The following is a 23,033-nucleotide window of genomic DNA, read 5'->3' as shown; positions in this document are numbered from 1 at the left end:
TATCTAAAGGAATCCACATGACACACGCGCATCCACAATCCTGGTCTGAACTGTCGCCACTAGCTATTTCTGAAGACGCGGTGCGTCAATTGCATCCGGAGGAATCCCATAAGCTGTATCTGAATACCTACCCCGAGATTGAGGCAATCAGCATCAAGGCCAGCCATGCATTTGTGCTGTATGTCTTGCAAGGCGAATGCACGCTGACGATCGCTGGTAAGTCGGTAGCGTTGGCTGCTGCTCAGTTAATCCATCTGGAGGCGGGGGTAACTGCTTGCGTCGCAGGTGCCGACGGCATGAGTTTGATGAAGGTGTTTCAGCGCGGCTGATGACTTACGTGGGTTGCGCGATGCGCACCACTTCAAATGATGAAAGTTCATGATGAACCTTCATCTTGTGAGTACTAAAGCACACGTCAATTCTTTTCAAACTTCCGTCTTCTGTACTGCTTGATTTTTTTGAATAGCCAAACACAAAAAGTCAGAAGCAGCAGCCATGGCAATGCGGTTGCGATAAAGGTGACGACCATTGCCAGTGCATCTAGGCTATTGCGTACGAAGCCAGAAGCGGCGCTGCTTAATGGTGCCAAGACAGAAGCCTTGTTTGCAGAGGCAATTCGGATGTTGAGAATTTCGGTATCGACGCGTTTCATCAAGACAACGCGTTGTCCACTCAATGATTCTAGATCGGACTGGACTTGCACCAGTTGCTCATTGACTTTAATCAGCGCATCAATATCGCTGCCCGCCTTGGCGCGCAGACCTTCCAGCCGACTACGAAAATCTTCTTTGAGCGCGATCTGTTTTGCCGTGTCTTCAATCCGTCCGCTCAAATCCTCTGCGCTGGTGCGCTGATCGGATAACTTACCTTCGTGGCTGACTAACGCGATTAGCTTAGGAATATCTGCGGGCTTTGCACGCAACTTTAAATTAGCGCTAGCGAAATCACTGCCGCTAACGCTAATATCCAAAACATCGCAACTCTCGGCAGCATCACAGGTGCGCTTGAGGTTCTCGACTAATGGCGTAATTTTTTCTTCAGCAATATTGATGCCGATAGAATGCTCGTAAGCAAGATAACGACGAGAGGACTCCTTCGCTTTTGATGGCGCCCTACTTTCTCCAGGTTCCCTTTGCGCTGACGCAGGCATTTCTGCCTGAAGAGGAGAAGCGACCTCTTGCGCCAACACGACGCCTGTCGGTCTTCTATACTCATCATCCGAAGTCTCTTTTTTCGAGCAAGCACTCAGGCTAAACATCGCTAGAAGCATACAAAAGCAAGCAGTTTTTTTCATAAGATGACTTGTAGTTTGAATATGAAATAGATACTAACTGAGCGTATTGAAATATGCACGCTGAAAACATAAATCGGACGCTCCAGCGGTATTTCGTACAAGATGTTTTATCGTCAGATTGAGGAACGATATAGATCGTTATATGTAATTTGCAGAGTGAATATGGATGGCGAATAGGCGAGTGCTTATAATGCATAACACGCAATATGCAACTTCACACTTGATTTGAAAGTTTATCTTTGATGATAGAAATCATATTTTTAATCTTGCCAGTTGTTTTTGCACTCTCGCTAAAGAAGGGTTCAGATAAAGATCTAAGTCGATATCGCGAAGAGGCGAAGGAACAGTTTCGCGCTTATCGAGCGAAGTCCAGCGATGCTCGCTTTGCCTTCAATGGTGCGGATGCTGAGATCGTTAAAGAAGATGAGTCTATTACTAGCGACGAAGACAATGGCGTAGTTGTTCACTACAGGTTAACCTGTTTCGCTAGAAATGCAGCGGGCGAATATTTTATGTATGTGTCAAATCAAAACGGCAGGCCATTTTTTTAAACACGTCAGCCAAAGTAACGCCAAAATCGCTCTTGGAAAAATTTACGTCAGTCTGCAAAAATAGCATTCGTAGCGCTAGGATAACCACGCGATCCGTTTCATCGGATATCCTCTGTTTTTAAGCTATTTTATTTTCTATCATTAGTGCATAAAAATGCCGTAATGATAATGCGGCTGGTGGCATGTTTTCGGGCTGCGGGGCGCATTTTTATTAGGGGATTTTTTTTTCTTAGACACTTTTTACATAGCTTGTTGTATCAGCAAACATAGCCTGAGCAATGGCAAGATGAATGATATGTGCGAGACTGGGGATAGTTCTAACGTCTGCAGTTTTTCATCGATAAAAAATTGCGCTTCGTCATACACTTCTTACAAAAAAAATCATACTCGCTTTGCTGGTCGCTTTTTTCAATAACCTCAATAAAAAATATTGACATCATTCAATCAAGAATGACGCCTCGATCTTTTTAATCAATCTCAATTATTTATGAAATTTTCTCTAATAATTTTTTTGAGCTAGCTCAACATCCTGCTACCAGGCATCACAAGTGCGACAACTGATGATCCCAACATAAAACTACTAAGCATCGAAGAAGCCAAGTTCCGAGAGAAAAATGATGTGAAAGCTGATAGCAAGGTGGAATACAAAGATGAAAATGCGAAGTTGATCTCTTTTAGCGAGTTTCAGACTTTGTTGCAAAAATTTAGACATGTGAATATTGCAAAAAGAAAACTGATGTTTGAAAATGATCAGGGACAAATAGTCAGCGGTCCTGCGACGTTTATTTTTTCCGTGTCGAATAAAGAGAAAGAAATTTTTCTTGATAAGGCGAAATACGCAATTAATGCTGGCGACACTTTCCCGCCATCTACTTTAAAAACATTAGATGAGAAGACTTTGGATAACCGGGAATTAACAGGTCGCTATACGCTGGTGAACTTTTTCTTCGCTGATTGTGCACCTTGTATTCAAGAGCTTCCATTACTCAATGCATTTGCAGAAAAAATCGGCATATCCAGTTAATCGCCATGACATTTGACGACCAAGACCGGACGAAAAAACTTGTCGCCGGTCATCCATTTAAATGGCGTGTGGTTCCTGGTGCAAAAACTCTGATTGATCAGCTTGGGGTGAAGGCTTATCCTACTTTTGCATTACTTGATTCAGCAGGCAAGCTCATTGAGTTTAAACAAGGTTTAAGTATTAACGAGAAAAGCAATGCCTTAGAAAAATGGATTGAGGGGATCATCGCTGCACAAAATAAATAATTAATTGATAACTAATCGACATGTGCAACGGCAGAAACACCGTCGATCAAATCGCACAAAAGTCTGGCATTGCCTTATGATCTTGGCGGAGACAAAATTACACCTTTATTGTGTGAATGATGCATAAAATTTAATGCTCTTAAGCCACACACTATCTATTACCTTAGTAACAAACCTTATGAAGCCTGTTCGCCTACCTGCTGCTGCAACGATTGCTCTGCCACGCTGGAGCATCATCGCTTTATGTTTGCTGTATATCTTGCCCGGTTTAATTGGCCGTGATCCCTGGAAAGGGGATGATGCGGCTAGCTTTGGCATTATGTGGACGATGGCGCATGGTGGGATGGTTGATTGGTTGTGGCCGCATATCGTCGGGTTACCGATGCCGGAAGAAGGTCCTCTGGCATTTTGGCTGGGTGCAATCTGCATTAAGTTATTTGGCTGGCTAATGGGCGATGCGATGGCGGCAAGGCTGTCGACTGGTATATTTTTTATGCTGGGATCAGTGTCTGTCTGGTACACCACGTATTTATTGGGCAGAAGAACAGAAGCTCAACCATTAAAGCTTGCCTTTGGCGGTCAGCCTGAGCCGAGAGATTTTGGGCGGACGCTAGCAGATGGTGCGCTGCTGATTTATCTCGGTTGCCTTGGTTTGTTATTACGAAGTCACCAGACCAGCGCAGAGGCACTACAAATTGCGTTGGTCGCTTATGCGCTTTACTCGTGCGCAAGATTACTGGATTTGGCCAGTAAAAAGAACGCTTTAAAATTGGGAATTACTTTAGGGCTGCTGGTACTTACGAGGGGCTGGGTATTGCCACTGGGCTTGGGGATTACCTTGATTGGTCTTTGTTTTTATCGCCAGCAAAAGCAATATCAGCTCATGCTGAAATATTCGTTTCCGGTGGCCGTGTTAGTCGCCTCATCTTGGTTGCTTGCCGTTAGCATTGCGCACCCGTATGACAGCACACCTTTACCTGCATGGATGCTGTGGAATTCTCGCCAAATTGATTTGCCTAGTGTAGACAATATTTCATATTTTTTTAAATATGGCATTTGGTTTGCTTGGCCTGCCTGGCCATTTGCAGCATGGGCAATTTATGCATGGCGCAAACAGGAAAAGGCTTTGCATATTTCTTTGCCGGTGTCGTTTTTTAGCTGTTTTGTGGTTCTGGCGTTTATCAATCCGTATGCAGAAGAAGGAATTTTATTGCCGATACTGCCACCGCTGGCGATATTGGCCGCGTTCGGTTTGCCAACAATGAAGCGTAGCGCAATTAATGCCGTGGATTGGTTTGCGGTAATGGTCTTAACCGGTGTCGCGGCGTTGTTCTGGCTGTATTGGATTGCTGCACAAACTGGATGGCCAGTAGGCGTAGCCAAACAAGTTGCGCGCTTCTCGCCTAGCCATCAAGCGCACTTTAATGGCTTTAGCTTTGTCATTGCTTTGTGTACCACGATTGCCTGGTTTGCGATTGTATATTGGCGTATTTCTCGCCAGCCAGCCGTGTTGTGGCGGGCAGTTGTGTTATCAAGTGGCGGGGTTATTTTATGCTGGTTATTGTTACTGACCTTGGGATTGCCCATCATCAATGACAGGATTAGTTATGCCGACTTGACCCAAGATTTGGTACGGAATATGCCGCATAATTATCGCTGCATTGATAGCAATGTCGATCCGTCGCAACGTGCCTCATTTGCCTATTTTGGCGGTTTGCATTTTGCAGGTTTTACCGACCAGCCTTGTGACATGCTGTTGCTACAATCAAGTCGCCATACACTGAATGCCAGCCCGGTGGTGGATGGCAACGCCTTCCCGGGGACTTGGGAAGTGATCTGGACAGGACATCGAGCATCTGACCGGGACGAATTATTCTCGCTGTATATTCAGAAAAAGCCGTAATTGAATGATTTCAGCTTGCTCTGAAACTGTTCAAGATACAATATACTCTCAATTATTTTTGTAGAAAATGGCTGATTGCTCAATATTTATATGGACAATCAAAATATACTTATAGGGAGTATATTTAATCCAGATTTTCCATTGGAACAGCAACAATTGACCCTTTGGCGGACTGACTGGCTATCCGCGACGACGACGCAAGCTGCATCTTGCTAGGAGGAGCAACAAAGCCAGGCAGTTCGCCAAAGGGTCAATTGTCGCTGTAACGCTCGCACTCAAATCGCGGTCGTGCTATCCCGCTGAAGACCGCACGCCGTCTGCGTTTCTTGCGAAGTGGTAGCGGTCTAATGGAAAATCTGGGTTTAAAGCATCAATATAAATTGCTAACATTATTTGGCTTAAACCGTCTCTTTAATAGCAGCGAACTCATTCCAGGCCAGCGCAGCTAACACCACGGCGCCGCCATAGATCGTTGCATTCGCCGGCACTTCACCAGCACCGAGCCAAGCCCAAATCGGCCCCAGCAACACTTCCACCAAAGCCAACAAAGATACCTCGGGCGCAGCCAGACTTCTGGTTGCACGAACCATCAACATGCATGGAAAACCTAATTGAAATACGCCTAACACGGCGAGTATTAATAAGTCATGTGCAGATGCCTGAAAAGGCAAGGCAAATGGCAGCATCGCCAGCGCAGAAATCACGCCACCAATCATGACTGCGGGCGCTAAATCCAACGCGTGCCCACCCTTTTTCAACACGATCACGTTGACTGAGGCTGCTACTGGTATCCCCATCGCAATCAACATGCCAGTCAACCCTCTACCATCGACTTGTGACATGCCGCCAGCGAACATCCAGACCATACCTGCCAATGTCACAGCGATGGCTAACCAGGTGCGCGTCAATATCTTTTGGCGGAGAAAAATCCAGGCGAAAAAGGCTGTCAACAACGGTGAAACACTCATGACAATCAACGTATTAGCCACGGTGGTCATGGTGAGGGCAATCATAAAACAACAAAACATGATGGCCCACATAATGCCAGAGACAAATCCAAAGCGACCAACGGATAATAGTTTTTTCAACGCACCGGTATTGTGCTGCACACTCATCGCCAGCACGACATAGATGGCAGCAAACAGGCTGCGCCAGAAGGTAACTTCAAAGCCACGTGCAACATCAAGATGCCGCGTCAGCACACCTGCGGTGCTCCACAATATAGCGACGCAGATCATTAAAAGCAAAGCAGTACGATGGCTGGGTTGATTGTGCATAGGATATTTTATTCAGCTCAAATGCAAATTAAAAATCTCGGTTAAATAAAAAAACCCGTTTAACTCGAACCACTGTGTGGAGGAGCAAAACGGGTTTCAATTCTATCTGGCGATCATGCTAATCGGCAGATCAAACTTTAATTACGCGTCGCGAGAAGCCTTTTTACGCTCGTGCTCTTTCAAATAACGCTTACGCAGACGAATGCTCTTAGGCGTGACTTCAACCAACTCGTCATCCTCAATAAATTCAACTGCATATTCCAGACTCATCTGAATTGGTGGTACCAAACGTACTGCTTCATCCGTACCGGAGGAGCGCACGTTAGTTAATTGCTTACCTTTGATCGGATTCACAACCAGATCATTGTCACGGGAGTGAATACCGATAATCATGCCTTCGTACACCGGATCGTTGTGAACAACGAACATACGGCCGCGATCTTGTAATTTCCAGATTGCATAAGCGACGGCAGCGCCATCATCTTGAGAAATCAACACACCATTGCGACGACCTGCTAACTCACCTTTAGAATTATCAACTGGCGCGTATTCATCAAACACATGGCTCATCAAACCTGTACCGCGCGTCAATGTCATGAATTCGCCCTGGAAGCCGATCAGACCGCGTGCAGGAATACGATATTCGAGGCGCACACGACCTTTGCCATCCGGTTCCATGTTTTGCAAATCACCGCGACGACGACCGAGCTCTTCCATCACGCCGCCCTGGTTGTTTTCTTCGACATCCACGGTCAAGTTTTCATACGGCTCATGGCGCACGCCATCCACCATTTTGAATACGACACGTGGACGGGAAACGGAAAGTTCAAAACCTTCGCGACGCATATTTTCGATCAAAATCGTCAGATGTAATTCGCCGCGACCGGATACTTCATAAGTAGAGTCATCGTTTTCAGCTTGTACTACACGCAAAGCCATATTGGCTTTCAATTCGCGATCCAAACGATCGCGGATTTGACGCGTTGTAACGAATTTACCTTCGCGACCAGCCAATGGTGAATTGTTAACCATGAAGTTCATTGTCAAGGTTGGCTCATCAACCTTCAACATTGGCAAACCCAGCGGTGTATCTGGTGCGCAGATAGTAGAACCGATACTGATTTCTTCGATACCGTTAATCAACACGATGTCGCCAGCCAGTGCTTCGTCAACCAAAATACGATCCAGACCTTTAAACGTCAGAACCTGATTGATACGTGCTTTGGTTGGCTTGTCGTCTGGACCATTCATCCAAATAACGTCTTGTAGAGGCTTAACACGACCGCTCAAGATACGACCAACACCGATCTTACCAACGTAAGAGGAGTATTCCAAAGACGTGATCTGCAATTGCAAAGGACCATCTGGATCATCTTGACGCGCAGGAACGTGTTTTAGGATCGCCTCGAACAAGGGATCCATGTTGCCTTCGCGGATATTATCTTCCAAACCTGCATAGCCTTTGAAGCCAGATGCATAAATGATAGGGAAATCTAACTGCTCATCAGTTGCGCCGAGCTTGTCAAACAATTCAAATGTCGCATTGACTGCTTTCTGCGGATCTGCATTTTCACGATCAATCTTATTCACAACGACGATCGGTTTTAAACCCAACGCTAACGCCTTACGAGTCACAAAACGTGTTTGCGGCATCGGGCCTTCTTGCGCATCGACCAGCAACAAAACGCTGTCTACCATAGACAATACACGCTCAACTTCACCACCGAAATCGGCATGGCCTGGCGTATCAACGATATTAATATGCGTACCTTTGTACTCAACAGCGCAGTTCTTGGACAGAATCGTGATGCCACGCTCTTTTTCAATATCGTTAGAATCCATCACGCGGGCATCAACCTGTTGGTTGTCGCGGAAAGTACCGGACTGACGCAATAATTGGTCAACCAGTGTGGTTTTGCCGTGATCGACGTGAGCGATAATGGCGATGTTGCGGATAGCGCGTTTTGTATTTGACATGGTAGCGAGAAGATTTAGGGAAATTCAGATAACCCAATATTATAACATGTTGTACTGCACAACATTTGGATAATAAGCAAAACTCCTATTATTTCAAGGAGTTACTACGTGTTAGTGACAAGAACTGATTACTACTAGAATCTTCTTAGATAAATTAAAACCAGCGATAGATCACTACAAATTACATCATCGTCGTTGCAATTAATCGTTCTGGCGCCAGAATGCTGTATTCCTGCAATTGGGCAGAACCTAGCAATTGTTGATCTGAGGCACGATATACGCGAACACGGCCAATTTGCGTAGGTAAGATGGTAGATTCTTTGCCTAAAGCTAAACGTTGCCCCTGTAAAAATCGCTTTGCCAGTTCTTCCGTCAAATCAAGTCGAGGAAAGCTAGATAGCAAGGCATCTACGGGTGCCAATAAAGCTAATCGGTCAGTTTCTTCGATCTCACCCAAAGCCTCAAGAGTGATCGATTTTTCCAAGATTAAATGCCCGACCTGGGTCCGTCGCAAAGCTTTTAGATGTGCTCCGCAAGATAATACTTTGCCGATGTCTTCACCCAATACCCGGATATAAGTTCCCTTGCTGCAACATACATTGAGCGTCAAATACGGGGCGTCATAACTTACAAAATCAAGACTATGGATTGTTACTGGCCTTGCCTCTCGCTCCAGGGTTATGCCGGCACGCGCGTACTCATACAGAGGTTTTCCATCACGCTTGAGGGCAGAATACATAGGAGGAGTTTGCAGAATATCACCACGAAATTGCGCTAAGGCGGCATGGATTTGCTCTTCAGTCACATTGACTGACAAGCTTTCTACGATCTCGCCTTCCGTATCTCCGGTAGTAGTGCTAACTCCCAGATGTACGGTAGTTTGATATGTCTTATCTGCTTCCAATAAATCTTGAGAAAATTTGGTCGCCTCACCAAAACATAGCGGCAACAAACCCGTCGCAAACGGATCCAATGTACCGGTATGCCCCGCCTTTTGCGCATTAAATAGGCGCTTTGCTTTAATCAGCGCGTCGTTGCTAGATAGTCCGACAGGTTTATCCAGCAATAAAACGCCGTGCACTGGCACACGTACTCTCTTTTTTACCGGACTATTCATAAGACGTGAGGGAGGTTTTTATTGCACCATTGACCTATCAGTGCATGAGTGACAAAACAGGCAAAAGCAGTAAATATTAACATCGACAGTTAGGCGACCAGATATAGGAAAAAGCTCAATCCGAACTCGATACATTAAGTACGTATAAAGCAGAACTTTTATCTATAAATGCCTAAGCCTAATGCCCATTGCAATTATGCTTCGCCGTCGTCTTTAGAGCGAGTAGCATTGGCCTCATCAATTAACTTGGACATTGCGATACCGCGTATCGTAGAAGTGTCATGCAGAAAATGTAATTGTGGCAGAGTATGAATATGCAGGCGGAGACCTAATTGATTACGCAAAAATCCAGCCGCTTTCGACAAGGCCTCAATGGTACTTTTTACCGCTACCGGATCATCCGCTAAAGTAGTAAAAAACACTTTTGCATGTGCGTAATCAGGTGTCAGATGCACCTCTGTCAAAGTGATCATGCCGACACGCGGGTCTTTTAATTCTGACCAGATGATTTCTGCCAGATCGCGCTGTATCTGATCTGCGACACGCAGACCACGTCCGGGAATATTTTTGCTATGTTTTGCCATAAAACCTAATTAGTAAGGGTGGGCAAGCTATTCACGTTTTGCCATATCGGCTGTTCGCAAACATCAGTGCCCACCCTCTTATTTTTAAAACTATTAAAAACGCTTACAACACATTTGTAATTACAAAGTACGGGCAATTTCCTGAATTTCAAAAATTTCCAACTGATCGCCAACTTCGATCTCGTTGTAATTCTTCAGAGACAGTCCACACTCCATACCTGCACGAACTTCTTTTGCATCATCTTTGTAGCGCTTCAGAGAATCAAGTTCGCCAGTCCAAGTAACAACATTGTTGCGCAGCAAACGTACAGAAGAAGTGCGTTTGATCACACCATCGATGACCAGACAACCAGCAATCGCGCCGACTTTGCTTACCAGGAAGACTTGTTTGACCTCGACCATACCAATAATGGTCTCACGCTTCTCCGGAGCCAACATGCCGGACAACGCTGCTTTAACTTCATCAACAGCATCATAAATGATGTTGTAGTAGCGAATATCAACACCGTTAGATTCGGCCAACTTGCGGGCAGAAGCATCAGCACGCGTATTAAAGCCAATAATAACGGCCTTGGAAGCTACCGCCAAATTGACGTCAGACTCTGAAATTCCACCGACTGCTGCATGTACAACTTGCACACGAACTTCGTTGGTAGACAGTTTCTGCAATGATTGAACCAAAGCCTCTTGCGAACCTTGTACATCGGTCTTGACGATAATAGGCAGATTTTTGACTTCTCCCTCGCCCATGTTTTCGAACATATTTTCGAGCTTGGCCGCTTGCTGTTTGGCCAGCTTAACGTCACGGAACTTGCCTTGACGGAACAGAGCAATTTCACGTGCTTTGCGCTCATCAGTCATGACCATGACTTCTTCACCAGCGACAGGCACTTCGGTCAAACCTTGAATTTCTACTGGAATCGAAGGGCCAGCCTCAGAAATGTTTTTACCATTTTCATCCAACATGGCACGTACGCGACCATAAGAAGAACCCGCCAGCACAACGTCACCACGCTTCAAAGTACCGGACTGAACCAAGATCGTTGCAACAGTACCGCGACCTTTATCCAGACGAGCCTCAACAACCAAACCTTTAGCCGGTGCATCTTTTGGCGCTTTTAATTCCAGAACTTCAGCTTGCAACAAAACTTGTTCGAGCAAAGCATCGATACCCAAGCCAGTTTTTGCCGAAACCTGAACAAATGGAGAATCACCACCATACTCTTCTGGCACAACACTTTCAGCGATCAATTCTTGTGAGACGCGGTCAGGATTTGCTCCTGGCTTATCAATCTTGTTGATAGCGACGACCAAAGGCACGCCAGCAGCTTTTGCATGGGCAATCGCTTCTTTAGTTTGTGGCATAACACCATCATCAGCTGCAACAACAAGAATAACGATATCTGTCGCTTTAGCACCGCGCGCGCGCATTGCTGTAAAAGCTTCATGACCCGGAGTATCAAGGAAAGTAATCATGCCACGCGGTGTTTCAACGTGGTAAGCGCCAATATGCTGGGTAATACCGCCAGCCTCGCCCGACGCCACTTTGGCACGACGAATATAATCCAGTAAAGAAGTTTTACCGTGATCGACGTGGCCCATTACCGTCACTACAGGGGCACGCGAGGTTAACTCATATTCTTCGTGATCAGCCGTATCCGTCAACATTGCTTCTGGATCATCCAGTTTTGCAGCAAAAGCTTTGTGACCCATTTCTTCAACCAGAATCATGGCTGTTTCTTGATCCAGCACCTGATTGATAGTGCACATCTGACCCAATTTCATCAAATGCTTAATAACTTCAGAAGCTTTTACGGCCATCTTGTGTGCTAACTCTGCGACAGTGATGGTTTCTGGAACGTACACGTCTTTAACAATTGCCTCTACTGGCGCCTGGAAATTAGTATCGCGACCATCTTGCTGATGTGAACGACGTCCTTTAGGACCGCCCTTCCAACCATCACGTCCACCAGACGTATCACCACGAGTTTTGATACCAGCACCACGCTTTTTAGCGTCGTCTTGCCATGTGGAAGAAACATTAGCCGACTTAATGGATTTTTTATCCACCGCGACCACTGGTTTCTTCTCATCTTTTTTCTCAGTAGCTGGTTTCTTCTCTGCGATCTTCTTATCGGAAGGTTTGTGCAGTGTACCTTCGGCCACTTTAGGAGCAACCACAGGCTCAGGGGCTTTGGCAGGACGACGAGCAGCACTCATCATTTCTTTAATTTGCGCAACCTCATCCGCTACTTTTTTACGAGCGACTTCTGTAACGGCAGCACGTTCTGCCGCTTCTTTTGCCTCTGTAACGATTTTCTTCTTCGCTTCATCAGCTGAATGACGTTTTTTATCATCATCTGAAGACGATACAACTGGAGCTGCTGCAGCTACAGGAGCGGCTTGCACAGAAACACTAGCGGCAGATGGCGCATGCACTACTTCTGCTTTCGCACTATTGTTGAGTGCCGCAGCAGCGACTGCCGCTTGTTCTGCTCTCAACTTATCTGCTTCCACCTTAGCCTCATTAGCGGCAGCTAGTTCAGCTTTGCGCAAAGCTTGAGCCTGTATTTCTTTTTCAGCTTCCAGCTTGGCAAGATGTTCTTGCTTTTGAATCAACTCTGCCTCTTGACGCATGATCAATTCAGCTTCTTTGCGCGCTTCTTCCTCATGACGCGCAACATCTACCGGATCAACCACCATCGCTGCAGGGCTAGTCTGATCTTCTGCGGCAGCTTCATCACGCTTCACGAAAGTACGCTTTTTACGAACTTCAACTTGAATCGTACGCGACTTACCAGTTGCATCTGCTTGCTTGATTTCAGTCGTTTCTTTGCGGGTCAGCGTGATTTTTTTCTTATCTGCATCCGCAGCCACACCATGAGAGCGACGCAGATGCTCCAGCAATCGATCTTTATCTTCTTTTGACAGCGCGTCGGACGTCGAGCTTTTACTGACGCCTGCGTCACGCAATTGCGTTAGCAGCAAATCCGCTGACATCTTCAGCTCTGTGGCAAATTGGGCTACATTGTTACTCGCCATTCAGTCCTCTTTTTCTATGTGCGCCTGATAAAACGCTTAAATGATTATTAACTCGGAATTATTGTGCTTCTACGAGTTTCCATGCTGAAGCTAACAAAGCCTTGGCATGATCATCATATTTAGCGTCGATGAGCTTCATCTCATCATCAGTCACGTCTTCAAATGCATCTTTAATTAATTGGCGCGCACGTTCGGCTGACAGCGCCAAAATCGCTCCAAATTCGTCATACGCCAGACCACCAAAAGCCTGTAGTGTCTTAATGCCTGCTAAACCCAGCTTGCCAGCAGTTACACGGCTCATACCTTCCAGGTTGATCAAAGCATCCTCGACACCATCAACACCTTCTTCGGAAGCGATCGCCTCCGTGAGCAATGCATCTCTAGCGCGGTTGCGCAACTCATTTACCGTATCTTCATCGAAGGCTTCAATTTCCAGCATTTCACTGATAGGTACGTAAGCTATTTCTTCCAAACTAGCGAAACCTTCATCAACCAAGATATCTGCAACCTCTTGATCAACGTCTAGCTTCTCCATAAACAAAGCACGAACACCAGCAGTTTCTTGCTCTGCTTTACTAGCGGATTCTTCCGCCGTCATAATATTAATTTGCCAGCCAGTTAATTCAGCTGCCAAACGAACGTTTTGACCACTACGACCAATGGCAATCGCCAGATTTTCATCATCAACAACAACGTCCATACCATGCTTTTCTTCATCTACCATGATAGAAGAAACATTGGCAGGAGCAAGAGCACCGATAACAAATTGAGCCGGATCTTCTGACCAAAGTACGATATCAACGCGTTCGCCGCCCAACTCACCAGTTACCGCCTGAACGCGCGAACCACGCATACCAACACAGGTGCCGATAGGATCAATACGTTTATCGCTGGTATAAACTGCGATTTTGGCGCGTATACCGGGATCACGTGCGGCAGATTTGATAACCAACGAACCTTGCTCAATTTCTGGCACTTCCAACTCGAACAACTTCATGATGAATTCTGGTGCGGTCCGAGACAAAATAACTTGTGGGCCACGCGCGTTACGATCGATACGCAAAATATATGCACGAACACGATCACCAACACGCAAATTCTCTTTAGGAATCATCTGATCTCGTGGCAAGCGTGCTTCAATCTTGCCAGACTCAACAACGGCCTCACCACGCTCCATGCGCTTGATCGTGCCAGTCACCAGGGAATCGCCGCGCTCAAGAAAATCAGCCAAAATTTGTTCACGCTCTGCGTCACGGATGCGTTGCAAAACAACTTGCTTAGTATCTTGCGCGAAACGACGACCCAACTCTACTGACTCAATCGGCTCTTCGATGTATTCATCGACTTCGATATCTTGATATTGCTCAACAGCCTCGAAATGCAAAATTTCCTGATCAGGCAATTGCAAACCTGCATCATCAGGCACTACGCGCCAGCGGCGATAGGATTTATATTCGCCTGTATCACGATCAATTTCTACGCGAATATCGACTTCACCTTCATAGCGCTTCTTTGTGGCCTGAGCCAAAGCATGCTCCAACGCAGCAAAAACGATATCTTCATCAACGTTTTTCTCACGCGCCAGCACATCAACCAATAATAAAACTTCGCGACTCATGCTTTGCGGCTCCTAAAATCTACTTGCGGCACCAAACGTGCCTTATCCAAATCGGCAAGCGTGAACTCCAGCATTGCCGCACCGTCTTTACCTTCAAATTCCAACTTCAGCTTGTCACCTTGAGGCTCATGCAAAACACCTTCAAATGTTTTGCGATTCTGCGCACCAGGCATTGGCAAACGCAACTTAATAGTCGCTTTTTCGCCAACAAACCTGACGAAATCAGTCAATTTCATCAACGGCCTATCAAGACCAGGAGAAGAAACTTCCAACCTCTCGTAATTCATATTCTCAACCGTTAATACATGTGACAGTTGGTGGCTGACCTTCTCACAGTCTTCAACCGTGATATTGCCCTTCTCTGCGTCTGTCGGCAAAAAGTCAATATAAACTCGAAATAAGCCACGATCTGCCCGTTCAAAATCAACCAGATCGTATCCGGTGCCATTGACGGTCTTTTCTATCAATTCCAACAACTGCAAGAGTATTCTCCGAAAAATGCTTAATTTGTCTAGCAACAAACTGCTTCGCCAAAAAAAAATGGGCTACTGCCCATCGTTTTTAGAACGCCCCATTATCCCAACCTATGGAGGCAAAATCTGCTAACTGCAAGATTATAAACGATTATTTACTCTATCGCAATGGACGAACAGAGCAAAATTAGGTGTATTACATAGCAACAAGCAACATCAAACACCTTTAGAGCGTCTGCGAGCAGCAATCCCCTGACCTATAGCCTGACCACTTCCTCGCGCTGTACCACCACGTCGCTGCTGGCCAGCATCTGGAAATCCTAGCGCTGTCTGCATTGGATCTGGCTGACGACTACGCTTTTTACCTTCTGCGTCATTCCGCCCGGGACCTCCACTATTACGAGTGCCACCAAACTCAGGGCGCGGCGCGTTAAATCGACCTTGTGGCTTATCGAAAGGATTGACAGGACGACCCGGTGCCTTGTTACCATTTGGACGTGCCGCGAATTCTTTACCAGCGGGCTTATCACCACCGGCTTTTTCCAAGCCACTGATTTTCAGTAAGCTACGGACTGCATCTTCTTCCAGCTCATCCCAACGACCACGCTTTAAACCTGCGGGCAAAGTCATTACACCGTAACGAGTACGAATCAGACGCGACACCGTCAAACCTACAGCCTCAAACATACGACGCACCTCGCGATTACGCCCCTCACCGATGACAACGCGATACCACTTATTTACACCTTCGCCACCGCCATCCATAATTTTGGAGAATTGTGCTAAACCATCTTCAAGCTCGACACCAGCGAGCAGCTTTTGGCGCATTCCTTCTTCCAAGTCACCTAAAGTGCGCACAGCATATTCGCGCTCAATACCGTAGCGTGGATGCATAAGCCGATTCGCCAAATCACCAGAGGTCGTGAATAACAACAAACCTTCCGTGTTGTAATCAAGACGCCCTACCGCCAGCCACTTACCGACCTTCATTTGCGGCAAACTGGCGAATACGGATTGACGCCCCTCCGGATCACTCATACTTACAATTTCACCCGCCGGCTTGTGGTAAACCAAGACACGAGGTGGTTTTTTACTAATTTTGCGTTGAATTGGTTTACCGTTAATCCGAACCTGATCAGTTGGAAGAATACGTTGACCGATATGTGCAGGCTCACCATTCACAGATACGCGTCCAGCAACAATCAAATCCTCCATATCACGACGTGAACCAAGGCCAGCTTCAGCCAGAACTTTATGCAATTTTGGAGCATCATCATCCGCAGTAAGATCACGTCTCACTACTTTACTTGTACGCCCCCTACCTTTGTCTTGCCCAGCATCTGCAGCAACGTCGAATGCTTCCGATGTAACAAATGAAAAAACATCATCTGCGCTGTTGGCGGCGGGACGACTTGCAGGACGAACACCACGCGCCTGACTTGGGTGACGACCTTTATTTAATCCGTTACCGGAGCTATTTCCTGCACCACCATTAGGGCCAGCAGAGCGATTGCCAAATTGCTCTTCACGCGATGGGCGCGCTGCACGATTGCCGCTTTGCTCATCCCGTGGCGTGCGTGGTGCGCGATTTTCGCTATGCCCCTCGCGCGACAGTCTTGCTGGACGCGGCTCACGCGAACCAGCATCAGTACGCTGTACTCGATCACCCTGTGGGCGAACTGCTCTTGGTTTTCGCTTTTCAACACCGATTTCAGCACCTGGCATATCAACTACGGCAGTCACAACGCCCTCAACCGCACCACTATCTGCCGCATCAGCTTTCGGCCGGGATCGGCGCATATTGCGCGGCCCACGCACACCGCGCTTTACTGGCTTTTGCGCATTATCATCACCACCTTCAGCAGATGCATTCGGTTTAATATCGTCTGGATTATTTGTATTCATTAGTCTATTTAATTTAGGCTTGGGGGCGGGATCGATGACGCAGCATCTGGTTTAGTTTCTGATGCCAGCTCATGATTCGATGTTTCAACCGCCACATCTGAGCCTTGAGCAAAGTCGCTGTCAATATTACTTATTTCATTTTCTGGCTTGGATGTCAGCGCAGTATCAGCTACGGCGACTTCAGCCAGACTTTTTACTTCCTCTAGATCACTAGCATCGCCAGCGCTGCTAACTTCATTTTCAATCTCGTGAGCCTTTGCCCCCACAGAAACAACCTCAGTTATTTCAATACCAGCCAAAGCAGATAACTCTTGCTCTGCAAACATACCGGTTCCGAGGGCATCCAATTCCGGCGCACTCACATCAGATACATCATCTTTTTTTACTTGCTGCAAAGGAGGCAGTTGATCCAAGGAAGATAAACCCAAATCATCCAAAAATTGCTTGGTAGTCGCAAACAAACCCGGTCGTCCAGGAACATCGCGGTGGCCAATAGCTTCAATCCAACCACGATCCTCTAAAGTTTTAATCATCTGAGAAGCAACCGTGACACCGCGTATTTCCTCAATATCTCCGCGAGTAACTGGCTGTCTGTACGCAATAATGGCAAGCGTTTCCAAGGTGGCCCGTGAATATTTTGGCGGCTTTTCAGGATTCAACCTGTCGATATAAGCACGCATTTCTGGACGGCTTTGGAAGCGCCATCCGGTCGACAATCCGACTAACTCAATACCCTTATCGGACCAATCAACACGCAAATCTTCCAGCATGGATTTAATGGTGTCGGCACCAACAATTTCGCTTGATTCATCACTATCCTGAAACAGCTTCCTCATCGTATTGACGGTAAGCGGCTCATGCGCACATAGCAATGCGGTTTCGAGGACTCGCTTGGCCTCAGCAGTATTCATGCAAACTCTTTAGCACATTGATTGGTTGATCTAATTAAGTATGGAACGGCACTGAAAGAACTTCTTCAGCCAAAACCGATTCTGTAATTTTGCTGCACTTTAGGGCAGCGCATGCCATCTAGGCGGATACTTACTGTCTGACATCAACCAAAGTCAACACATTTGGTTATGCATTAATTGTGTTAATTAACTCATCAACTAAATCGACAATCGCCGAACAATTGCCGCTTGTTTGAGCGTAGCGCAGTTGATTAGAATTTCATCAATTGCGCTGATATCGGATTGTAGTCCAGAAATTCCGCACAAATCAAAAAATAATTACTGAGCCAATAAAAAAGCCACGCGAATACGTGGCTTTTTTGTTTAATTCTGGTTGCGGGGGCAGGATTTGAACCTACGACCTTCGGGTTATGAGCCCAAAACTAGAGGGGCTTAAAACAAGAATATTCAATAAAATCAACGGCATGCCATACCCTGACTTACCGCATTATACCGGAATTTACCCACTCAAGTGCAGCAAATTTGCAGCAGAAATTTCGCCGCCCGCCAGATCAAAGTAAATCCTGGTAACTGGTGCCTATACGTTTAGCAGTCATATGATTGCTAACAATGGAACCATTCCCATGGAAGCACTTCTTTCCCCTAAAACCTTAGCAGCAGCACTAGGCATTGCCGAACAAACGATTTATAACCGTCACGCCACAGGTGGAGACTTACCTCCCGTCGTCAAACTAGGTCGCTTACTCCGCTTCCGACCAGCCGATGTACAACACTGGTTGAACCAGAAGCAGCAAGCAACGGCACCTTTAACAGCAGCTTCACCATCGCAAGCATCAAGTCCACGTCGTCGAGGCCGACCAACCAAGGCCGAACAAATTATAGCTCGCCGCAAACTATGAATTTCTAACTTACTTGTCACTTTCCGCTCGTGTGTCGCTAATTCAATATCCTAAGGCAGGGCCGACCGAAGTCGGCCCCGTGAATCAACATTCATGCTAAACATCTAGCCTTCATCTACTTGTAGTACACGGAGTACTCGCCAAAGCACCCCATGTCACATCACCTCCTGGTCGGTCGCCAAACCTTCCAGGCACATCATTTCACTTGTAAGGCTATATTATCCGGTGGTGTTTCCCAGTAGCAGATTCGCTAACTCGCCTCCACATGCCCATGCAGAGGAAAGCTCAACTATATTGACTGGTATCACCGCTTAACCATAGTGCATCCTTATTTTTTATATGCAGGTTTCCACCCTGAACAAAATAAGTATCCACGACAGGTCACCCACTTAGACAAAACGACGATGAACAGCGCATAACGTGTGCGGCACGAAATCAAACAAACGTAGTTTTCAGCTACCGACGCTTTTGGGCGCCCGCGGATGGGAGAATGTCCCGAAGACCTCATCCTTGTTTATTTGTACGTCTACCTGGACTTTTACATCACACACTTTATGCACCTCTTGAAAGCCGGTGCCCTACGTGAGTTCCCTCAGCGTAGTTTCCGACTATTACACGCATAAGCTCTCTGCTACCCCGCCTTCCGGTGGTGGACTGTCTTCCCTGGACGACTCTCCAGGCGCCTTACGGCATTTTTTCAGACAGCGGCGACTTTCGTCCGCCGACATCACTCGTGTCAAGCACTCCCGTCCAGCTTGCGCTGGATCGTTCAGGAGGTCGAGGCTGGTTACTCGATTTTTCGTTTGCCAACCTACCGCATTTCGCCTCACGGCTTATAGCGGCGGTGTTTCTGGTGGTCGCACGAATTTCATAACAAACTTCACAATAGAGAGTGGGTCGAGAGAATTGCAGCTCTCCCGCCCATCATCGCTCGGCGAGCACCTTTACGTGCACCGAGCGGTACCGGCAACTGAACTCTGGAATAGAGGTCAGCGCCTGACAAGTGAGACTGATGTGGGGTCGTTGGCGCGACCATCCCACAGCAGTAAGAAGTGAGAGTGTTGGCGCACCCGACGACCTGCATCGTCTGGAACTATTTTCTTGGAGTCCTTACCTGTGTAGGTATCGGACTTCACTAAAAAGTGTAAAACCCAAAAAATCAAAATCAAAATCAAAATCAAAAAAATAAAAATTCTTTGAATTTTTTGGGACATTCATTAGAGGTGTCCGGAATACATTCCGGACACCTAGGCCAAATGCGCCTTTCCGATGATTTGGACTGCACATAAATCTATCGTTATGGCGGCGTACTACTGTTCTAAATCAACGCCTAAAAAGCAGTTCTTGAAAAAGATAAGACCGATGTCTATACGCCTAATTACTGTTTGAATGAACATCCTATGCCTAAATCTAGTGAGAACGATACCTCAGTATTAGCGCAAATCCGGCTACCGCGCAGTCAGACACAAGCCATGCGTTTACTACTCGATTACCTTAAAAGTAAGCATTATTTCTATCAAAGTGGCTGGATACGTATCGACAAATTACCTGCTTTTGCAATCGAGATGCATGCCAAAATTGGCATCGGTATGACGCGACATCAACGCGACTATGCGCGCAAACAAGGTCACTCTTGCGGCCATCTCGTCATCGTTAAACCGCTGGATCAGCGGCAGATTCAAGAGTTTGGCAAGGTTAATTTTTATGTGCTTTGGTCACAAGGCGAAGGTGAACTGGATGTTTTTCCAAAATATAAAGATGCAAGAAAACCATATCAACGCCTCTATTTTGAAACGGCAAAACGAACCGAACATGACGGCTGGGAGATCTCCCGTATTTATAAACTGACGCAGCTTGAACACCGCAAGCATGTAGCGAAGAACAGCAAAGGCGAGATGTTAGTCGATGAGGATGGTCAAGAGATAATGAGTAGCGGCGGTCGACATTTGACATGGGTCATCAGTAAAGAATCCTTTAATGAAGCCAAAGCATTGGCGAATGAATTGATTGGGCGCTTTCTGAGTAGCCACAAAAAGCTCACTCCACAGGTGGCAAATTCCATCCTCATATGGTTAGCGTACCAGCAGAAACGGCCAGGATTTTATGGGATTAACCAACAGCGATATCAACTTAAATGCATGATTTGGTCTGCATTAAAGGCTGCTGAAAACAGGAAGGATGTCGATGATAAATCGGTACAAGTACTGTTTGGCAGTATTTACACGGCGCTCAAAGTGTCGCCGCCAGATAATCCTGGGCGGTCTTTGGCTTGGTCTGAGGAGACGCTTGAGCAGTGGTTTCAGAACTAGCAAGTGTGATTAAATCTGCGGGTAAAAGTAACGTAATCTAATTAATATTCTTATCATTGCGAGATAGCTTATTTGGATGATTTTCAAGCTTGTTTAAGTGACTAACAAATGAGTATCCATTTCTGTCTAGATATATTTTTTATGCGTCTGTACCTCACTAAAAAAAGAAAAATATCAACAAAGCTAAAACATTTCCAATATTGTAATTCTTTGTAACATGTAACAATATTGAAATATTTACATGTTTTAATAACATGCATAAAAAGACAACTATTGCTTTAAAAGTAATAATTATCAGGCATACTAACTGATTCAGCTGTCATCTGAATATCTTAGAATTTTTCACCTAATCTATTTTTCATAAAACAACATTAATTTGCTATAAAAATGTCAATGCATGCAAATTAATGAAAAATAATTTACAAAATAATTTGAATTTAGATTAATGATTAATCAAAATAAAACTAGTCAACTGCCTTTGTTCCGTCCGGAAGTGACAGCAAGTCACAATCAACAATGGCTAGGCGCTATCCGCTTGGCACAACCGATTTCGGCTTGGCTGATTGCTGGTGTTGCTTTGATCGTCACGATGATTCTCATCGCCTTTATCACATTGGGTAACGTCACCAAAAAAGCCCGCGTCACAGGCATCACCCTGCCGATTGGCGGTAGTATCAGCATCAGCGCGCCCAATGGAGGATTGCTAGTCAACAGCCACGTTATAGAAGGCCAAACTGTTAGCGTAGGCCAAATCCTGTTCGAGCTTTCTACTGAACGTCAAGGTGACAAAGGCGAAATTACCGCTCTAGTCGCCCAACAACTCGCCACCCGTCGGCAGACATTGGAAGCGGAACAAAGACTGCGCACAGCCCAAGCGATAGAAAAGAAACAGGCTTTAGTTCAAAGGTTGAATAACCTTACGACCGAAGCCAGTCAACTAGAACAAGAAATTGTCCTCACCCAACGTCGCCATAGCCTGGCCCAAGACAGTGTCACTAAATTCCAAACGCTGCAAAATAATGGCTATGTATCGGCGGCTCAGACCCAGCAAAAACAAGAAGACATGATTGATGTCGATACTCATTTGTCAACCCTACGTCGCAATAAGTTGCAGCTAGAGGCTAATCAACTTGCTATGCAAGCAGAGCTGAATGCTCAGGCTAATAGCTTAGCAACTGACCAGGCACAACTACAAAGAGCGGTCGCTAGCCTGCAACAAGAAATCGCAGAAAATAACAATCGTAAAACGAATCTGATCACCGCCAGCCAAGCAGGCACCATCACCACACTGACCAGTCAAATAGGCCAAACCATTAACGCAGGACAGGTATTGGCAACATTAATACCCTCATCCTCCAAGTTAGCGAAGACAACAGACACACTAGACACAACAAAGACGACTGATGCAGCGCAGCTAGAGGTCCATCTATACGCACCCAGCCGCACCGCAGGTTTCGTCGCCAATGGACAGCAAGTCCTGATCCGCTATCAAGCCTACCCTTACCAAAAATTTGGACTGCAAAAAGGCACCGTTACCGACATTAGCGACACTCCATTCGCACCAAATGAATTACCCCCTAATTTAGCCAGTACGATTTTGAGTAACGCCCAGCAGAATATTCAAGGCTTCAACAGTAATGAAGCCTTGTACAGAATTAAAGTCAGACTAGAAAAACAAACAATAGATGCCTACGGACAAGTGCAAAATCTAAAGTCAGGTATGACCCTAGAGGCAGACATATTGCAGGACAAACGCAAGATTTGGGAGTGGATTGCAGAGCCAGTATTGGCAGTGACAAATGCTGGCTAAGAAAAATTACTACAACTGAGATCTTTGCACGATAAAAAGCCAAGCAGAGTGTTTACCTCAAATGAGACAATAGCAACAGGATAAATTTAAAGAG

General features: G+C 46.1%; 19 protein-coding genes. 8 read left to right on the top strand and 11 right to left on the bottom strand.

Going from position 1 to position 23,033, the window contains the following annotated elements; genetic code table 11:
* Nucleotides 1-17 precede the first annotated feature (17 nt).
* Nucleotides 18-329 (top strand): hypothetical protein, encoded by a 312-nt coding sequence (locus QN395_RS07380; RefSeq protein ID WP_322119602.1) that lies wholly within the window; start codon nt 18-20, stop codon nt 327-329.
* Between the two features lie 86 nt (nt 330-415).
* Here the strand turns inward: QN395_RS07380 and QN395_RS07375 are convergent, their stop codons facing one another.
* Nucleotides 416-1,294 carry a DUF4349 domain-containing protein gene (locus QN395_RS07375; RefSeq protein WP_322119603.1) on the bottom strand — a complete coding sequence of 293 codons (879 nt, stop codon included), beginning with the start codon at nt 1,292-1,294 and terminating at the stop codon, nt 416-418.
* Between the two features lie 242 nt (nt 1,295-1,536).
* Here QN395_RS07375 and QN395_RS07370 point away from each other — a divergent pair, with 242 nt between their 5' ends.
* The 4 genes from QN395_RS07370 (at nt 1,537) to QN395_RS07355 (ending at nt 5,017) form a co-directional block, all read left to right on the top strand.
* Nucleotides 1,537-1,845, top strand: a complete 309-nt coding sequence (locus QN395_RS07370) for a hypothetical protein (RefSeq protein WP_322119604.1) — start codon at nt 1,537-1,539, stop codon at nt 1,843-1,845.
* Nucleotides 1,846-2,464: 619 nt separating this feature from the next.
* Nucleotides 2,465-2,869, top strand: a complete 405-nt coding sequence (locus QN395_RS07365) for a TlpA disulfide reductase family protein (RefSeq protein WP_322119605.1) — start codon at nt 2,465-2,467, stop codon at nt 2,867-2,869.
* A 5-nt stretch (nt 2,870-2,874) separates the two neighbouring features.
* The gene (locus QN395_RS07360) at nt 2,875-3,114 is read left to right on the top strand and encodes a hypothetical protein (protein WP_322119606.1); all 240 of its coding nucleotides are present in this window, start codon (nt 2,875-2,877) and stop codon (nt 3,112-3,114) included.
* 178 nt (nt 3,115-3,292) lie between these two features.
* Entirely contained in the window at nt 3,293-5,017 is a 1,725-nt protein-coding gene (locus tag QN395_RS07355; RefSeq protein WP_322119607.1) for a glycosyltransferase, read from the top strand.
* A gap of 398 nt (nt 5,018-5,415) precedes the next feature.
* Here QN395_RS07355 and QN395_RS07350 read toward each other — a convergent pair whose 3' ends face one another.
* From QN395_RS07350 to scpB, 9 genes are all read right to left on the bottom strand, one after another.
* Nucleotides 5,416-6,294 carry a DMT family transporter gene (locus QN395_RS07350; RefSeq protein WP_322119608.1) on the bottom strand — a complete coding sequence of 293 codons (879 nt, stop codon included), beginning with the start codon at nt 6,292-6,294 and terminating at the stop codon, nt 5,416-5,418.
* A 141-nt stretch (nt 6,295-6,435) separates the two neighbouring features.
* The gene (typA, locus tag QN395_RS07345) at nt 6,436-8,271 is read right to left on the bottom strand and encodes a translational GTPase TypA (RefSeq protein ID WP_322119609.1); all 1,836 of its coding nucleotides are present in this window, start codon (nt 8,269-8,271) and stop codon (nt 6,436-6,438) included.
* A gap of 181 nt (nt 8,272-8,452) precedes the next feature.
* Nucleotides 8,453-9,388 carry a tRNA pseudouridine(55) synthase TruB gene (truB, locus tag QN395_RS07340; protein ID WP_322119610.1) on the bottom strand — a complete coding sequence of 312 codons (936 nt, stop codon included), beginning with the start codon at nt 9,386-9,388 and terminating at the stop codon, nt 8,453-8,455.
* A gap of 194 nt (nt 9,389-9,582) precedes the next feature.
* Nucleotides 9,583-9,972: a 30S ribosome-binding factor RbfA gene (gene rbfA / locus QN395_RS07335; RefSeq protein ID WP_322119611.1), complete on the bottom strand. Its 390-nt coding sequence runs from the start codon at nt 9,970-9,972 to the stop codon at nt 9,583-9,585.
* Between the two features lie 120 nt (nt 9,973-10,092).
* The gene (gene infB / locus QN395_RS07330) at nt 10,093-13,014 is read right to left on the bottom strand and encodes a translation initiation factor IF-2 (RefSeq protein ID WP_322119612.1); all 2,922 of its coding nucleotides are present in this window, start codon (nt 13,012-13,014) and stop codon (nt 10,093-10,095) included.
* 58 nt (nt 13,015-13,072) lie between these two features.
* On the bottom strand, nt 13,073-14,632 hold the full coding sequence (gene nusA, locus QN395_RS07325) for a transcription termination factor NusA (RefSeq protein ID WP_322119613.1): 1,560 nt from the start codon (nt 14,630-14,632) through the stop codon (nt 13,073-13,075).
* Nucleotides 14,629-15,114: a ribosome maturation factor RimP gene (rimP, locus tag QN395_RS07320; RefSeq protein ID WP_322119614.1), complete on the bottom strand. Its 486-nt coding sequence runs from the start codon at nt 15,112-15,114 to the stop codon at nt 14,629-14,631. Before rimP ends, nusA begins: the two co-directional genes overlap by 4 nt.
* 207 nt (nt 15,115-15,321) lie before the next feature.
* Complete coding sequence (locus QN395_RS07315; protein WP_322119615.1) at nt 15,322-17,010, bottom strand: pseudouridine synthase; 1,689 nt, start codon at nt 17,008-17,010, stop codon at nt 15,322-15,324.
* 8 nt (nt 17,011-17,018) lie between these two features.
* The gene (gene scpB, locus QN395_RS07310) at nt 17,019-17,921 is read right to left on the bottom strand and encodes an SMC-Scp complex subunit ScpB (protein ID WP_322119616.1); all 903 of its coding nucleotides are present in this window, start codon (nt 17,919-17,921) and stop codon (nt 17,019-17,021) included.
* A 623-nt stretch (nt 17,922-18,544) separates the two neighbouring features.
* Between scpB and QN395_RS07305 the strand changes: the two genes are divergently transcribed.
* Nucleotides 18,545-18,820 carry a helix-turn-helix domain-containing protein gene (locus QN395_RS07305; RefSeq protein WP_322119617.1) on the top strand — a complete coding sequence of 92 codons (276 nt, stop codon included), beginning with the start codon at nt 18,545-18,547 and terminating at the stop codon, nt 18,818-18,820.
* Between the two features lie 989 nt (nt 18,821-19,809).
* Here the strand turns inward: QN395_RS07305 and QN395_RS07300 are convergent.
* Nucleotides 19,810-20,034, bottom strand: coding sequence for a hypothetical protein (locus QN395_RS07300; RefSeq protein WP_323492739.1), 225 nt, complete (start codon nt 20,032-20,034; stop codon nt 19,810-19,812).
* A 186-nt stretch (nt 20,035-20,220) separates the two neighbouring features.
* On the opposite strand from QN395_RS07300, the gene QN395_RS07295 reads away from it, so the two are divergent.
* Both QN395_RS07295 and QN395_RS07290 read left to right on the top strand, forming a co-directional pair.
* Complete coding sequence (locus QN395_RS07295) at nt 20,221-21,129, top strand: hypothetical protein (RefSeq protein ID WP_323492740.1); 909 nt, start codon at nt 20,221-20,223, stop codon at nt 21,127-21,129.
* 445 nt (nt 21,130-21,574) lie between these two features.
* Nucleotides 21,575-22,939 carry an HlyD family secretion protein gene (locus tag QN395_RS07290; protein ID WP_323492741.1) on the top strand — a complete coding sequence of 455 codons (1,365 nt, stop codon included), beginning with the start codon at nt 21,575-21,577 and terminating at the stop codon, nt 22,937-22,939.
* Nucleotides 22,940-23,033: the final 94 nt, after the last annotated feature.

This window comes from Undibacterium sp. RTI2.2 (assembly GCF_035018705.1).
Classification (GTDB): domain Bacteria; phylum Pseudomonadota; class Gammaproteobacteria; order Burkholderiales; family Burkholderiaceae_D; genus Undibacterium.
Note: the sequence above shows the minus strand (reverse complement) of the source record. Positions and strands in the feature narration are given on the sequence as shown.

Excerpts from the sequence above, each read along its gene's own strand:
- QN395_RS07375 (WP_322119603.1), bottom strand. The coding sequence starts at position 1,294 with ATGAAAAAAACTGCTTGCTTTTGTATGCTTCTAGCGATGTTTAGCCTG.
- typA (WP_322119609.1), bottom strand. The coding sequence starts at position 8,271 with ATGTCAAATACAAAACGCGCTATCCGCAACATCGCCATTATCGCTCAC.
- QN395_RS07290 (WP_323492741.1), top strand. The coding sequence starts at position 21,575 with ATGATTAATCAAAATAAAACTAGTCAACTGCCTTTGTTCCGTCCGGAA.
- QN395_RS07350 (WP_322119608.1), bottom strand. The coding sequence starts at position 6,294 with ATGCACAATCAACCCAGCCATCGTACTGCTTTGCTTTTAATGATCTGC.
- QN395_RS07360 (WP_322119606.1), top strand. The coding sequence starts at position 2,875 with ATGACATTTGACGACCAAGACCGGACGAAAAAACTTGTCGCCGGTCAT.
- truB (WP_322119610.1), bottom strand. The coding sequence starts at position 9,388 with ATGAATAGTCCGGTAAAAAAGAGAGTACGTGTGCCAGTGCACGGCGTT.
- QN395_RS07295 (WP_323492740.1), top strand. The coding sequence starts at position 20,221 with ATGCCTAAATCTAGTGAGAACGATACCTCAGTATTAGCGCAAATCCGG.
- infB (WP_322119612.1), bottom strand. The coding sequence starts at position 13,014 with ATGGCGAGTAACAATGTAGCCCAATTTGCCACAGAGCTGAAGATGTCA.
- rbfA (WP_322119611.1), bottom strand. The coding sequence starts at position 9,972 with ATGGCAAAACATAGCAAAAATATTCCCGGACGTGGTCTGCGTGTCGCA.
- QN395_RS07370 (WP_322119604.1), top strand. The coding sequence starts at position 1,537 with ATGATAGAAATCATATTTTTAATCTTGCCAGTTGTTTTTGCACTCTCG.
- scpB (WP_322119616.1), bottom strand. The coding sequence starts at position 17,921 with ATGAATACTGCTGAGGCCAAGCGAGTCCTCGAAACCGCATTGCTATGT.
- QN395_RS07305 (WP_322119617.1), top strand. The coding sequence starts at position 18,545 with ATGGAAGCACTTCTTTCCCCTAAAACCTTAGCAGCAGCACTAGGCATT.
- QN395_RS07300 (WP_323492739.1), bottom strand. The coding sequence starts at position 20,034 with ATGTCCCAAAAAATTCAAAGAATTTTTATTTTTTTGATTTTGATTTTG.
- nusA (WP_322119613.1), bottom strand. The coding sequence starts at position 14,632 with ATGAGTCGCGAAGTTTTATTATTGGTTGATGTGCTGGCGCGTGAGAAA.
- QN395_RS07355 (WP_322119607.1), top strand. The coding sequence starts at position 3,293 with ATGAAGCCTGTTCGCCTACCTGCTGCTGCAACGATTGCTCTGCCACGC.
- QN395_RS07315 (WP_322119615.1), bottom strand. The coding sequence starts at position 17,010 with ATGAATACAAATAATCCAGACGATATTAAACCGAATGCATCTGCTGAA.
- QN395_RS07380 (WP_322119602.1), top strand. The coding sequence starts at position 18 with ATGACACACGCGCATCCACAATCCTGGTCTGAACTGTCGCCACTAGCT.